10 protein-coding genes are annotated in these 13,829 nt (G+C 46.6%); 4 read left to right on the top strand and 6 right to left on the bottom strand.

Annotated elements, in window-relative coordinates:
* Window positions 1–175 precede the first annotated feature (175 nt).
* Both recQ and EPL05_RS11225 read left to right on the top strand, forming a co-directional pair.
* Window positions 176–2,311 carry a DNA helicase RecQ gene (gene recQ / locus EPL05_RS11230; RefSeq protein WP_128534055.1) on the top strand — a complete coding sequence of 712 codons (2,136 nt, stop codon included), beginning with the start codon at window positions 176–178 and terminating at the stop codon, window positions 2,309–2,311.
* 88 nt (window positions 2,312–2,399) lie between these two features.
* The gene (locus tag EPL05_RS11225) at window positions 2,400–3,746 is read left to right on the top strand and encodes a UDP-N-acetylmuramoyl-tripeptide--D-alanyl-D-alanine ligase (RefSeq protein WP_128534054.1); all 1,347 of its coding nucleotides are present in this window, start codon (window positions 2,400–2,402) and stop codon (window positions 3,744–3,746) included.
* A 239-nt stretch (window positions 3,747–3,985) separates the two neighbouring features.
* Here the strand turns inward: EPL05_RS11225 and infB are convergent, their stop codons facing one another.
* The 5 genes from infB to EPL05_RS11195 form a co-directional block, all read right to left on the bottom strand.
* Window positions 3,986–7,021 (bottom strand): translation initiation factor IF-2, encoded by a 3,036-nt coding sequence (gene infB, locus EPL05_RS11220; RefSeq protein ID WP_128534053.1) that lies wholly within the window; start codon window positions 7,019–7,021, stop codon window positions 3,986–3,988.
* 61 nt (window positions 7,022–7,082) lie between these two features.
* Window positions 7,083–8,318 carry a transcription termination factor NusA gene (gene nusA / locus EPL05_RS11215; protein WP_128534052.1) on the bottom strand — a complete coding sequence of 412 codons (1,236 nt, stop codon included), beginning with the start codon at window positions 8,316–8,318 and terminating at the stop codon, window positions 7,083–7,085.
* A 4-nt stretch (window positions 8,319–8,322) separates the two neighbouring features.
* Entirely contained in the window at window positions 8,323–8,787 is a 465-nt protein-coding gene (gene rimP, locus EPL05_RS11210; RefSeq protein WP_128534051.1) for a ribosome assembly cofactor RimP, read from the bottom strand.
* Window positions 8,788–8,901: 114 nt separating this feature from the next.
* Window positions 8,902–9,324: a hypothetical protein gene (locus EPL05_RS11205; protein ID WP_128534050.1), complete on the bottom strand. Its 423-nt coding sequence runs from the start codon at window positions 9,322–9,324 to the stop codon at window positions 8,902–8,904.
* Between the two features lie 246 nt (window positions 9,325–9,570).
* Window positions 9,571–11,943 carry a S9 family peptidase gene (locus EPL05_RS11195; RefSeq protein ID WP_128534049.1) on the bottom strand — a complete coding sequence of 791 codons (2,373 nt, stop codon included), beginning with the start codon at window positions 11,941–11,943 and terminating at the stop codon, window positions 9,571–9,573.
* Window positions 11,944–12,015: 72 nt separating this feature from the next.
* On the opposite strand from EPL05_RS11195, the gene EPL05_RS11190 reads away from it, so the two are divergent.
* Entirely contained in the window at window positions 12,016–12,531 is a 516-nt protein-coding gene (locus tag EPL05_RS11190) for a GNAT family N-acetyltransferase (RefSeq protein WP_128534048.1), read from the top strand.
* A gap of 89 nt (window positions 12,532–12,620) precedes the next feature.
* The gene (locus EPL05_RS11185; protein WP_128534047.1) at window positions 12,621–13,106 is read left to right on the top strand and encodes a nuclear transport factor 2 family protein; all 486 of its coding nucleotides are present in this window, start codon (window positions 12,621–12,623) and stop codon (window positions 13,104–13,106) included.
* A gap of 43 nt (window positions 13,107–13,149) precedes the next feature.
* On the opposite strand, the gene EPL05_RS11180 is transcribed toward EPL05_RS11185, so the two are convergent.
* Window positions 13,150–13,773: a thiamine phosphate synthase gene (locus EPL05_RS11180; protein WP_128534046.1), complete on the bottom strand. Its 624-nt coding sequence runs from the start codon at window positions 13,771–13,773 to the stop codon at window positions 13,150–13,152.
* Window positions 13,774–13,829 lie beyond the last annotated feature (56 nt).

The following is a 13,829-nucleotide window of genomic DNA, read 5'->3' as shown; positions in this document are numbered from 1 at the left end:
ATATGCACTTTTTTTTGCAATTGTGCCCGCACACGGTTTTCAGTTGCGTAAATGTTACAGAAACTACGCAGCTGACCATCGTAAAGTCTAATATTTTTAGCACTTTGGTTTTGAAATATTTAATTTACCCACCTAAACAATCTGCACATTTGAAATCTGCACATTTGCACTATCTATGACCCCATTACAAGCGCTTCAACAATATTTTGGCTACAGCAATTTCAGGCATTCGCAGGAAGCTATTATACAGCATGTTTTAAACAAGCAGGACGTAATGGTGCTGATGCCCACCGGTGGCGGTAAATCGCTTTGCTACCAGTTGCCGGCCGTGTTACTAAATGGATTAACGGTTGTGATATCTCCGCTGATCGCCTTAATGAAAGACCAGGTTGACAGCCTGAACCTGAGCGGCATCCCGGCGGCGTTTTTAAACTCCAGCCAGGACCCGGAAGAGCAGAAGGATATCGCTGTCCAACTAAAAAACAATCAGCTTAGGCTATTATATGTAGCTCCAGAGCGCCTTTTCGGCAAGGATACCCGTTTGATGGTATTCCTGAAAACACTTAACGTGGTACAAATAGCCATTGATGAGGCGCACTGTATCTCGCAATGGGGTCACGATTTCCGCCCCGAATACCTGATGCTGGCCGGCTTAAAGAACGAGTTTCCGGGTGTGCCGGTTATCGCGCTAACAGCAACAGCCGATAAGCTTACCCAAAAAGATATCCTGGATAAACTGAACCTGCAAAAGCCCGCGGTGTTTATCTCCTCTTTTAACCGGGAGAATATTACCTACCGCGTTAATCCAAAAAAGAACAGCTTTAATCAGCTCATCAATTTTTTGGAGGAACGAAAAGATGAATCTGGGATTATTTATTGCCTCTCGCGTAAGTCAACCGAGGCACTTGCTGCTAATTTAAAGGACGAGGGTTTCTCTGCCGAGGCGTACCATGCAGGCTTAACAAACGACATCAAAGCCAAAAACCAGGAAGCTTTTCTGCGGGATGATGTGAAGGTAATGGTGGCTACCATCGCCTTCGGGATGGGCATCAATAAATCTAACGTACGCTACGTGGTGCATGTGGACCTGCCCAAAAACATAGAAGGCTATTACCAGGAAACCGGCCGCGCGGGCAGAGACGGGTTGCCATCTGATGCGTTGCTGCTATACTCGCCCGGCGATGCTATGAAATTGAAGGGCTTCGCACAGGTGGAGAACAACCCCGAGCAAAGCGCCATTATGCTGAAAAAGCTGGACGATATGGTGAATTATTGCCAGCTGCACGCCTGCCGACGCCAGTATTTAATGCAATACTTTGACGAGGCCTTCCCGGATAATTGCGGCTCCTGCGATTTTTGCCTCAGCGAGTTTGTGAAATTCGATGGTACACTCATCGCGCAAAAAGCCCTGTCCGCGGTAGCACGGGTGAAAGAACGTTTTGGGGTAACCTATATCGTTGATTTCCTTCGCGGATCGCGCAGCGAAAAGATCTGGGGCGACCATAAACTGTTAAAAACGTACGGCGCCGGTGCGGATATCAGCAAAGCCGACTGGCAGCGGTACCTGCGCGAACTGATAGCCATGGGCTACCTCCGCGTTACCGACGACGCCTACGCCTCGCTCCGGCTCACGCCAAAAAGCGAATTAGTGTTAAAGGGATTGGAAAAAGTAGAACTCATTTCCTCTCAAACTACCGATGAAAAAGAGACCGCGTCTTTAAATTTCGAAGCGGAACTGCTCAACGGCCTGCGCAAAAAACGCCAGGAAATTGCTGTGATGGAAAACCTGCCGGCGTATATTATCCTGTCGGATGCCACGTTGTTAGAAATTGCCACCTACCTGCCGCAAAAGCTGGATGAGCTGCGCCTGATCTCCGGTTTTGGAGACATCAAACTGGCGAGGTATGGGCGGGAGTTTTTAACCTTGGTTACCGAATATAGTGCACTTAAGGGGCTGAACTCGCGCATCGATCTAAAATCGGCCAAACGGGAGCGTAAGCCCAAAAAAGAAAAAGTGCCGGATACGGCTAAAGTGAGCCTCGTACTCTTTAAGCAGGGGCAAACAGTTGCCGAAATTGCACGCGAGCGCGGCTTATCACCAACAACTATAGAAGGGCACTTAAGTACTTTTGTACAAACAGGAGAACTTGATGTGCTTACGTTTGTTACTGAAGAAAAAATACCGGCCATAAAAGATGCTGTTGAAAAATATGGCAACGAACGACTGGCACCATTAAAGGAAATTTTAGGAGATAATTATACTTACGGCGAAATAAGGGCGGTAATTGCCTGGATGAACCGCAGTACCTAACCGCCATAACAATAGTTGTAAATTTGCTCCCGTACCTAAGAATTATTAATATTGACCACCCGCACACCCGGGATTAATATTGCATACCATGGCCACTATAGAAGACATCTACCAGCTTTACTTGCAGCACCCGACTATTAGTACCGATACCCGGAAAATTGCTCCAGGCAGCCTTTTCTTTGCCCTTAAAGGCGATAAATTCAATGCCAACACCTTTGCCGAAAAAGCAATAGAAGCCGGCGCAGCCTACGCCATTATTGATAACCCGGAATATGCGATGGGCGAGAAATATATTTTGGTTGCCGATGGTTTAACTGCCCTGCAAAACCTTGCCGCTCATCACCGAAGGCAGCTGGACATCCCTGTTATAGGGCTTACAGGCACCAACGGCAAAACCACCACCAAGGAACTCATCAACGCGATTTTATCACAACGTTTTAACACCCTCGCTACCGAGGGAAACCTGAATAACCACATAGGTGTACCGCTTACGCTCCTGAAAATTAACGCCTCGCATGAAATGGCCGTAATTGAAATGGGCGCGAATCACCAAAAAGAAATCGAGCTGCTTTGTAACATTGCCCAACCTACGCATGGGCTCATCACTAACGTTGGCAAAGCGCATTTGGAAGGATTTGGCGGTGTGGAAGGTGTACGTAAAGGCAAAGGAGAGATGTATGATTATTTGGGCCGGGCCGAAAACAACGCGGTTGCTTTCATTAATAGCGATGACACCCTATTGAGCGCCATGAAAAAAGAGCGGGGGCTAACTAACGTAATTTATTACGGTAAAAACGACGACCCTAATAACATCATCAGCGGCAAACTGCTGGATAGCTCGCCATTGCTGGTACTGGAATGGACGGACAATTTAGAGGGCGGCAGTTATACAGTATCAACCCATTTAACGGGTTCCTACAATCTGGATAATATATTGGTGGCGATTTGCATAGGCTCTACATTCGGGCTAACACCCGAGGAAATAAGTGACGGTATTGCCGGTTACGAGCCCACAAACAATCGCTCGCAGATACAACGCACCGTAACCAATACGCTCATTTGCGATTTTTATAACGCCAACCCCAGCAGCATGTTCGTAGCTATTGATAACATGGACAAAATGCAGGGCAGCCACAAGGTGATGATCTTGGGAGATATGTTTGAGATGGGGCCAGAATCTGCTACGGAACACCTCCTGGTTTTGCAAAAAGCAATGGCAGCCGATGTGCAGGAACGGATCTTTATAGGGAAGGATTTCGCGGCAGCGAATTCGTCCATGGACAATGGACCATGGACCATGGACGAAAAGCCCACATTCTATTTAACTGCCGAAGATGCCATGGCTGGCTTAAAAGCCAACCCGATAAGCAATGCCACTGTACTTATAAAAGGTTCGCGCGGGATGGCGCTGGAGCGATTGGTGGGGTTGTTTTAATCCCTAGATTTTGCAAACGTTGTCGTTTCGAGCGAGCAGCGAGCGGGTGAAGAGGATTATCTTTTGACCGAAGGAAAAAACTTATTCAACGCTCGCGAAGTATGGCATATAAAATTTCTCACTCTCGCCTTTTCGCCTCGCCCACTACACAGCGGTTCGACATGGCGATTTTTGGAAATTCGCATCAACAAAAAAGGGACAGCTTTCGCCGTCCCTTTGTAAATATTCAATAAAAACCCTTAGGCTAATTTACGTTTTACTTCTACGTTTTCGTATGCTTCTACTATGTCGCCTACTTCAATGTTGTTGTAGTTGGCAATGTTTAAACCACACTCGTAATTGGTTGCAACTTCTTTCACGTCATCTTTGAAACGTTTCAATGAAGCCAGTTCACCGGTATGGATCACCACACCATCGCGAACGATACGGATCTTGCTGTTACGGGAAATTTTACCATCCAGTACCATACAACCTGCAATAGTACCCACCTTGCTGATCTTGAACACGTCGCGAATCTCTACATTAGCAACAATTTTCTCTTCGAATGTTGGTGCCAGCATACCTTCCATCGCTGCTTTGATCTCGTTGATCGCATCGTAGATGATTGAGTATAACCTGATATCGATCTGCTCTGCTTCAGCCAGTTTACGTGCACCCCCCGAAGGACGTACCTGGAAACCGATGATGATCGCATCTGATGCAGATGCCAGCAATACATCACTTTCTGAGATCTGACCAACCGCTTTAGATATGATGTTAACTTGTATCTGTTCGGTAGAAAGTTTCAGTAACGAATCTGACAGCGCCTCGATAGAACCATCCACGTCACCCTTAACAATAATGTTAAGTTCCTTAAAGTTACCAACTGCCAAACGGCGGCCAATTTCATCAAGCGTGATGTGTTTTTGCGTACGTAAGCCCTGCTCGCGTTGTAATTGTAAACGTTTGTTGGCAATTTCACGTGCTTCTACTTCGCTTTCCAGCGCGTTGAATTTATCACCCGCTGTTGGCGCGCCTTGCATACCCAACACCTGTACCGGTGTAGACGGGCCTGCCGAATCTACGCGTTGGCCACGCTCATTGGTTAATGCCTTAACACGGCCGCTGTAGCAACCTGCTAATATCGGGTCGCCCACTTTTAGGCGGCCTGCCTGTACCAATACCGTAGTAACAATACCACGGCCTTTATCCAGTGCCGATTCTATTACCGTACCAACGGCACGTTTGTTAGGGTTAGCGGTAAGCTCGAGCAGTTCTGCTTCAAGCAATACTTTCTCTAACAGTAACTCAATATTTAAGCCTGTTTTGGCAGAGATCTCCTGGGTTTGGTATTTACCACCCCATTCTTCTACCAATATGTTCATGGCAGATAACTGCTCACGCACTTTATCAGAGTTAGCGCCCGGCCTGTCAATTTTGTTGAATGCGAAGATGATTGGTGCACCTGCAGCCTGTGCATGGTTGATGGCCTCGCGGGTTTGCGGCATCACACTATCGTCAGCAGCAATTACAATAATAACAATATCTGTTACCTGTGCACCCCTGGCACGCATGGCGGTAAACGCTTCGTGGCCCGGTGTATCCAGGAAGGTAATCTTTTTATCATCCGGCAAGGTTACTTCGTAAGCGCCGATGTGCTGGGTTATACCCCCTGCCTCACCGCCAATTACGTTGGTTTTGCGGATAAAATCGAGCAATGATGTTTTACCGTGGTCAACGTGCCCCATGATGGTCACAATTGGTGCACGCGGTATCAACTGATCCGGATTATCGGGCGTATCTAAATTCGCCTCTTCATCCTGTGGTTTTACAAACTCTACCTGGAAACCAAACTCATCAGCAACAATGCTTAAAGTTTCGGCATCCAAACGCTGGTTGATGGATACGAACATACCCAAACTCATACAGGTTGAGATAATTTGAGTAACCGAAACGTCCATCATCAAAGCCAACTCGTTTGCCGTAACAAACTCGGTAACCTTTATTACTTTGGATTGCGCATCCTGCTCCATTGCCAGTTCTTCGGCGGTTGCAGCCACATCATCACGCTTTTGACGGCGAAATTTAGCACGCTGTGCAAACTTACCCGATTTACCCGCGCCGCTTAAACGTGCAAGCGTTGCTTTGATCTGGTCTTGTATATCTTTTTCTGTTGGTTCTTCCTTAGGGCCTGAGCTTGGTGGTGCATTTCTGCCTCCGCCTCTAAAATCGGGCCTGTTACCTGCGCCGCCTCCCGGAGGACCACTTGGCCTGTTCCTGAAATCGGGACGGTTAGGGTTTATAGGGCCGCTTGGCGGTGCCTGCTGCCCCGCGCTATTGCCACCCTGGCCGCCACCTTGTGCGTCTTTACGTTTACGTTTACGTTTGTGGTCTGCTGCGTTGCCTGCAGCATTTGATGATGAGGCAACCGGGCCGCCACGCTTAGGCGTATTGCTAACCGGCAGTTGAATCTTACCAATAATTTTGGGTCCGCTAAGGCGTTCCGCGCTCGCACGGATAACGTCGTCGCCTTCCTCTGCTACTATCGGCGCAGGCGGTGCTTCTGCTAAAACAGGCGCTGGCGCTGCTGGTACAGGAGTATCTGCAACCGGGGCAACAACAACCTCTTTAACAGGCTCTGGTGCTTTTGGCGTTTCTACCTTTGGTGCTTCTGCAACCGGGGCAACAACCTCTTTAACTGGTTCGGGCGCTTTTGGCGCTTCGGCCACAGGGGCTGCTACTTCTTTAACCGGCTCGGGCGCTTTTGGCGCTTCTACCTTTGGCGCTTCTGCAACAGGGGCAACAACAGCCTCTTTAACAGGTTCTGGTGCTTTTGGCGCTTCCGCCGGTTTTGCACCCAGGTTGTTTAAGTCTATTTTACCCACAACGGTAACACCAGGCAAGCCTGTATTACTGCGGTCTTCCACCTTCGGCTGTGCCGGTTCAGCAGGTTTAGGCTTTTCAGCCGGTGCTGAAGAAAAATGGCCAGTGTTTTTGATAAGGATCTCTTCGTTCTCGAAATCTCTCGAACGACGGGTTTCCACAGGTTTTTCAGGAGCCTGTCCCGGCTCTTCTTTCCTGATCTTACCAATACTTATCTGCTTGGCCTCTTCCTTAATAATTTTATCAACAGCAAACTCCTTTAACAAGGTAGTATACATATCGTTATCCAGCTTGGCCATTGGGTGCTTCTCCACCTTGTAACCTTTAGTAGCTAAGAAATCGACAAGGGTACCCATACCGATGTTCAGTTCTTTTACTGCTTTTATTAATTTTATAGATTTGTCTTCTGACATTTATTATTATTTCTCTGCTCTAATTATCGCAAAAATACGATTTTAATTTTGCTTATTCTGTTTATTCAAACTCAGCCTGCAGAATTGATAAAACTTCTTTCACGGTTTCTTCCTCCAAATCGGTACGTTTTACCAATTCGCCAACAGAAAGCGCCAATACTGATTTTGCCGTATCTAAGCCAATACGCTTAAATTCGTCCAGTATCCAGCTATCAATTTCATCTGAGAATTCTTCGATATCCACATCCTCATCGTGCTCGTCTGCCTCGCGGTAAACATCAATTTCGTAACCGGTTAATTTACCGGCCAGTTTAATGTTATGACCACCACGGCCTATCGCTAACGATACCTGATCGGGCTTTAAGTAAACCGCCGCTGTTTTTTTCTCATCATCTAACTTAATAGAGGTGATCTTGGCCGGCGACAATGCACGTTGTATGTATAATTGGATGTTATTGGTATAGTTAATAACATCGATGTTCTCATTCTTCAGCTCGCGAACGATACCATGGATACGTGATCCTTTCATACCTACGCAGGCACCAACCGGATCGATACGGTCATCGTAACTTTCTACAGCAACTTTAGCCCTTTCGCCCGGCTCGCGAACGATCTTTTTGATAGTGATCAAACCGTCAAAAATTTCCGGTACTTCCATCTCGAACAAACGCTGTAAAAACTCAGGCGCTGTACGGGAGATGATGATCTTAGGGTTGCTGTTAAGCATATCTACCTTGCTGATGATAGCTCTTACGCTATCGCCTTTTTTAAAGTAATCTGCCGGGATCTGCTCCGTTTTTGGCAACAAAAGCTCGTTGCCTTCATCATCCAATACCAAAGTTTCTTTTTTCCAAACCTGGTAAACCTCGCCGGTAACAATTTCGCCAACGCGGTCTTTATATTTTTTGAAGATCTCGTCTTTCTCCAGTTCCAGAATTTTTGATACCAAAGTTTGGCGTGCGGCTAAAATAGCACGGCGGCCAAAGCTTTCCAAAGTGATCTGCTCAATTTGCTCATCACCAATTTCCAGGTCGGCATCAAATGCTTTAGCTTCTATCAGTTCAACCTCCAGGTCGTCATCTTCGCTAAAACCATCTTCCACAACCACACGTGTGCGCCAGATCTCTAAGTCACCATTATCAGTATTTACGATAACGTCGCAGTTCTCATCGGTACCGTATTTTTTCCTGATCATGCTTCTGAAAACGTCTTCCAGTACGCTCATCATGGTTGGGCGATCGATGTTCTTGAAATCTTTAAATTCCTGAAAAGAATCAATTAAATTAATATTGCTCATTTTCTTACTTGAATGATATTAAAACTTTTGTCTCTGTTATTTTATCTGTAGGGATAGTGCTTTCAACAGTTTCAGCCTTTTTCCCTTTTTCTTTTATTGTTTCTTCTATGGTAATGGCACCCTCGCCAACGCTCAGCAATTTTCCCTCGCGCTTGGCGCCGTCTGCCATTTTTATTTCCAGCGCACGGCCAATGTTTTTAGCATACTGCCTTGGCAAGGTAAGCGGCGTATCAATCCCCGGCGACGAAACCTCTAAATTGTAGGCTTCTTCTATCACGTTCTCCTCTTCCAGGTGGAAACCTACATACCTGCTTATAGCGGCGCAGTCGGCTATACCAATGCCATTATCCCCATCTACCAACACAATTAATTTACCGTTCGAATGCATTTTAACATCCACCAAAAACAAGTTTGGTATATCGGCAATTTTCTCTTCAACCAGTTCTGTTACTCTTTTTTCAATATTCATTATCGGGTCGGTTTATCTGAATGATAATTTGATCGATAAAATAAAAGAGGGGACTAAAGCCCCCTCTTTTTTAATTCGGATACAAATGTACGAAATATTTTTTATTTCAAATGCTTATTGCTTAAAAATCAAATCGGTAAATTGTGTTTGCCCAAGTCGCTTGCCGCCGCGCAGGTAGTTGGAAGCCTTTTTGCCGCTCTCAAAACGGTACCAGCGCACAAAATAAGTTTGGCCGGCGGTAAATGGTGTATCGGGTGTAAAAACAACAGCGCTATCCACACTCTGGTATTTACCGGGCTGCTCCGGTTGATAGTTTTTCATATCGGTATCGGCAGGCATCCGGTAAACGGGCACCAGCCCCTGCCAGCCTTTGCCAATAGTATCCCTACTAACCTCACCAATCACCCCCCGGTCGAGCCCGCTAAACCGCAGCGACATTTTATTATTGGTTAAGGAAATGGTGATGGTATTGGGTTGTTCTGGGGATGAACAACCAAGGCTGAGCAATATTAGCAATAGCATCAATTTATTTTTCATTTGGTGAAGCTTGTGATTTGACGTTGTGCAAATTAAACAGAAATTAGCCTAAAACCTGTACAGCAATTAACATCCTTAAACCGAAGTTTACCCAAAGGCACGCCCGAGGGCTGGGGTTGCCCCACCATATTCAACAACACCATGAAGGTGGTTGATGCTTTACTGAAAAAAAAGAAGAAAAAGGTGTTGATGTGGGTGTATAATTAGAGCGATGTATTGAAACCCATCGCTATGATTATACATTGCCTATTTCCCCTTCAGTGTCTCCTCAAACAATTTATAAATCCGTTTATACTCGTCCGTCCAGCTGCTGGGTTGCACAAAGCCGTGGTCTTCTACGGGGTACGATGCCAGCTCCCAGTTCTCTTTGTGTAACTCTATCAGTTTCTGCGTGAGGCGGATAATGTCCTGGTAGTTTACGTTTTGGTCTACCATGCCATGCAGCATCAGTAGTTTGCCTTTAAGCCCGTTGGCAAAGTAAATGGGCGAACTTTGGCGGTAAGCGATATCATCCTCAAAAGGCTCGTTTAAAATATTGGAGGTGTAGCCATGGTTATAATGCGCCCAATCGGTAACCGAGCGGATGGCTCCGCCGGATGCAAATACATCCGGCTGGGTAAACAAACCCATCAGGGTAATAAAACCACCGTACGAACCGCCATACAAACCCACGTGTTTAGGGTTGATGCCATATTTATCAATCAAATATTTCACGCCATCTACCTGGTCGGTCAAATCTTTGCCGCCCATGTGGCGATAGATTCCGGTACGCATATCGCGGCCGTAGCCCGAGCTGGCGGTGTAATCGATATCGATTACCGTGTAGCCATTATCGGCCAGCATGTTGTTGAACATATACTCGCGGAAATAACTGCTCCACCAGTAATGCACGTTTTGCAGGTAGCCTGCGCCGTGTACAAATACTACGGCCGGCTTGGCTGGGTCGGCAGTTTTGGGCTGATAAACGCGGGCATAAATATCGCTGCCATAGCGGTTTTTAAAGCTAATGACCTCCGGTTCTTTCCACGCGTAGGAGTTAAATTCTGCCGTGGTAGAGTTGGTAACCTGTACGGCTTTCGCGCCCGGTTTATTGGGCTGCACATAAAGTTCCCATGGTTTGTTGGAATAAGAGTAACGGATAGCCAGCCATTTTTCATCCGGCGAAAGGTCTATCTCGTTACCACCCTTCATGCTCGTTAGCTTTACAGGAGCGCCGCCGGTTACCGGGATCTTATAAAAATGAGTGAGGCCCGGGTGCTCGATATTGGCTGTAAAATAGAACGTTTTTTTATCGTTGGAGAGCTTTAAGGTTTGTACTTCCCATTTGCCGCTGGTGAGCTGTTTCTTCTCACCGTTTACCATATCCAACAGGTAAAGATGCGAATAGCCGCTGGCTTCGCTTTGGTAATAAAAATGGGTATTATCGGTAAAGCCAAGGCTGCCATTGGCAAAGAAACCGCCGGTACCCGGGCCGCCTATCCACGCTTCGTCGCGCTGGCGATCCAACAGGGTTAATTTGCCTGAGGCGGCATCCAGTTTCATGATCCAGCGGTCCTTATTATCCTGCGATTCTACTACCACCACCGCGTATTTGCTGTTCTCGCTCCAAACCGGTACGCCGATATCCACCTTGCGGTCGGCATTGGCTTTTCTGCGGTCTTCGAGTAGTTTGGGGTAATCTTTTAAATAGTCGGGCAAGTCTTTTATGCCGGGAATCTCTTTGGTAGAGATGGCGTAAACCGAGTCGCGTTTTAGATCAAACACATAACTAACCGAGGACGATTGCGGCGCGCCCACCTTGGTACGGTTCGGAATGTCCTCCGTAAAGCCAGATCCGGTCACATAATTGGGTACAATACCGTTCTTAGCACCCTCGGCGGGCTGTATCAGGCGGTAAGTAATGTACCTGCCATCCGGGCTTAGCTGTACGCTGTTTACGCGCTTATCGCCGTAAACAATCTCTTTTAGTTTCGCGGGCTGCATCTCTTTCCGTTCAATGCTATCCAGCTTGCGGTCTTTATCCTCCACTTTAATAATGTCGAACAATTCGAGTTGCTGCTTTTTCAGGTATTTTTCCTGCTGATTGTCGGTATTCTTTTTGGTTGTGCCGCTTGCTGTTTTTACAAAATTGGTTAGCTGCACTAACTGCCCTTTGGCAAGGCTGAGTTTATACAGGTTATTTTCTTTAGAGAATAGCACTGCGCTTTCATCAGCCGTAAAAGTGGGAATGGCTTCTCGCTCTGTGGTGCTGGTAAGTTGGGTGATGGTACCGGTTTTAACGTCCGACAGGTAGATATCGCCATTGCGTTCAAAGGCTTTTAGCGAGCGTTTTTTATTCCAGCTGCCGTTTTCGGGTGCTATTTCGCGTTGCTCTTCTGTGGCAACTTCCCTCGGTTTCAGGTTGGTTGGGGTGATGGAAAAAAGCCCGTCGCGCTCCTCGCTTTTGGGGTTCCAATTAAAATAGATCTTTTTGCTATCGTCGCTCCAGCGGATGTTGGAGGGTGATACACCCATCCATTTAGGGTCGCGCATGATTTTTTCGATGCTGAGGGTCTCCAGCTTTTGTGCCGACGCGCCTGCAAATATAAACAACAGTAGGGATGTAAAGAGTTTCTTCATGGAATATAGCTTAGCCGCCGCAATTTAGCAGTTTAAGTAATATTACTATTTTTAACGGTTGGATTGTTACAAATGGAAATAAAAGGAACAGGATTTACTTTACGAAACTGGCGCGAAAGCGATGCTACCGAGTTACAGCGCCTTGCAGATAACCCCAAAATTGGCGCTAACCTGTACGACCGCTTTCCATCTCCCTACAGTTTGGCAGATGCCGAATTTTTCATTGGCCTCAATATCAACCAAAACCCGCCGACAACTTTTGTAATAGATGTAGATGGCACGTTCGCCGGCACTATTGGCATCACATTACGGGATGATGTGTTTACCAAGGCACCGCTTTTCGGCTATTGGCTTGGCGAGGAATACTGGGGGCGTGGAATTATGAGTGAAGCCGCGCAACTGATTACCCAATACGCCTTTGCTACTTTTGATATCATTTGCTTACAGGCAGGTGTTTTTGGCAGCAACCCGGCATCCATGCGCGTGCTGGAAAAAGCGGGCTATGTTAAACAGGGGATATTAAAAAACGTGGTTTTTAAACGGGGCGAGGTACTGGATGAACACATTTATGTGGCGTACAGGAAGTAGCATTGGGGAAGTAGATTCGGCCCACCCTCCTTCTCTGCTGTGCAATCACCAAAGAATCAATTTTCGTTATTTGTTTAGTATATTTAACCATGAAAAAACTCATCCCTGCCCTGTTTATATTAGCTTCAGTTGTCATCATATCCTGCAATAATAAAGGTGCTGAAACAGAAAAGGCTACTGCCGATTCGTTAAGCAAAGCGGCAACGCAATTATCCCTTAATAAAAAGATGGTGGCAGAGTTTTACCAGGAGTTTTTTGGCGATAAAAATATTGGCGCGCTGGATAAGTATTTGGCGGAAAATTATATTCAGCATAACCCTGCGCTGCCCGATGGCAGGGAGGCTTTAAGGCAGGGTGCAACCCTGTGGTTTAAAGGTGCGCCGAAAACCAAAATAGATATACAGCACCTGGCCGCAGACGGCAATTTTGTGTATATACACCTCAAAAGCAAAATGGGCGATAAGGTAAGTTCTGTTATTGATATCTTCAGGATAGAGAACGGCAAGATAGCCGAGCACTGGGATGTGATACAGGATGTACCCGAAAAATCGGCCAATGCACATCCCATGTTTTAACTTTGTCACCCTTCGCTATCGCTCTGGATTACAAACCGGTAATTTAATATATCTTCCTGTAAAACTCTTTCACCATACCGCCCGGATCCAACGATAAATTAACAGCAGCCGAAGCCGCGATGCCGTAAATACCGGTTGCTAACAGGGGTTCTACATCTTTTAGTTGTACGCCGCCAACGGCTATTACAGGTATAGCTATCGGTTGTTTTTCTAACTCGCGATAGCCTCTATAACCCAGCAGCGGTTTATTGTTAGGCTTGGTATCCGTGTGTGCAAAGGGGCCATAACCACAATAATCTACCACTCTTGAATTTTGTACGCGCAGCAACGCTTCTATATTCGTGGCCGATGCACCTAACGTTTTCTCATCAGTTATTACTTCGCGGATAGCGGCAAAATCGGCACTAAGGTCCTCTATGTGTACGCCTTGTGCATCCACTTTATCAAGCAGGTGATAGTGGTTGGCGAGGATGAGCGTAGCGCCCCAGTCATCACAGATAGAAGCTATCTGGTGAATCTCGGCTATCATTTCCTCGTCGGTTTTGGTCATGCAGCGGTATTGCACCCAATTGGCACCCGCTTCGCAGGCAATTTGCGCCTGTTCTATATGACTCCGTTGCGGCAGATCCTGCGTAAGATAATGGAATTTGGAGATGTATTTTCTCATTTTATATGGCCTAAAAAACGGAAGTCCGAAAGATCAACGCGTGCAAACTTTCATCT

The organism is Mucilaginibacter gilvus, from assembly GCF_004054195.1.
Taxonomy (GTDB): Bacteria; Bacteroidota; Bacteroidia; order Sphingobacteriales; family Sphingobacteriaceae; genus Mucilaginibacter; species Mucilaginibacter gilvus.
Note: the sequence above shows the minus strand (reverse complement) of the source record. Positions and strands in the feature narration are given on the sequence as shown.

What these genes read in the sequence shown, in the direction of transcription:
- recQ (WP_128534055.1), top strand. Translation starts at nt 176, where the DNA reads ATGACCCCATTACAAGCGCTTCAACAATATTTTGGCTACAGCAATTTC.
- EPL05_RS11225 (WP_128534054.1), top strand. Translation starts at nt 2,400, where the DNA reads ATGGCCACTATAGAAGACATCTACCAGCTTTACTTGCAGCACCCGACT.
- infB (WP_128534053.1), bottom strand. Translation starts at nt 7,021, where the DNA reads ATGTCAGAAGACAAATCTATAAAATTAATAAAAGCAGTAAAAGAACTG.
- nusA (WP_128534052.1), bottom strand. Translation starts at nt 8,318, where the DNA reads ATGAGCAATATTAATTTAATTGATTCTTTTCAGGAATTTAAAGATTTC.
- rimP (WP_128534051.1), bottom strand. Translation starts at nt 8,787, where the DNA reads ATGAATATTGAAAAAAGAGTAACAGAACTGGTTGAAGAGAAAATTGCC.
- EPL05_RS11205 (WP_128534050.1), bottom strand. Translation starts at nt 9,324, where the DNA reads ATGAAAAATAAATTGATGCTATTGCTAATATTGCTCAGCCTTGGTTGT.
- EPL05_RS11195 (WP_128534049.1), bottom strand. Translation starts at nt 11,943, where the DNA reads ATGAAGAAACTCTTTACATCCCTACTGTTGTTTATATTTGCAGGCGCG.
- EPL05_RS11190 (WP_128534048.1), top strand. Translation starts at nt 12,016, where the DNA reads ATGGAAATAAAAGGAACAGGATTTACTTTACGAAACTGGCGCGAAAGC.
- EPL05_RS11185 (WP_128534047.1), top strand. Translation starts at nt 12,621, where the DNA reads ATGAAAAAACTCATCCCTGCCCTGTTTATATTAGCTTCAGTTGTCATC.
- EPL05_RS11180 (WP_128534046.1), bottom strand. Translation starts at nt 13,773, where the DNA reads ATGAGAAAATACATCTCCAAATTCCATTATCTTACGCAGGATCTGCCG.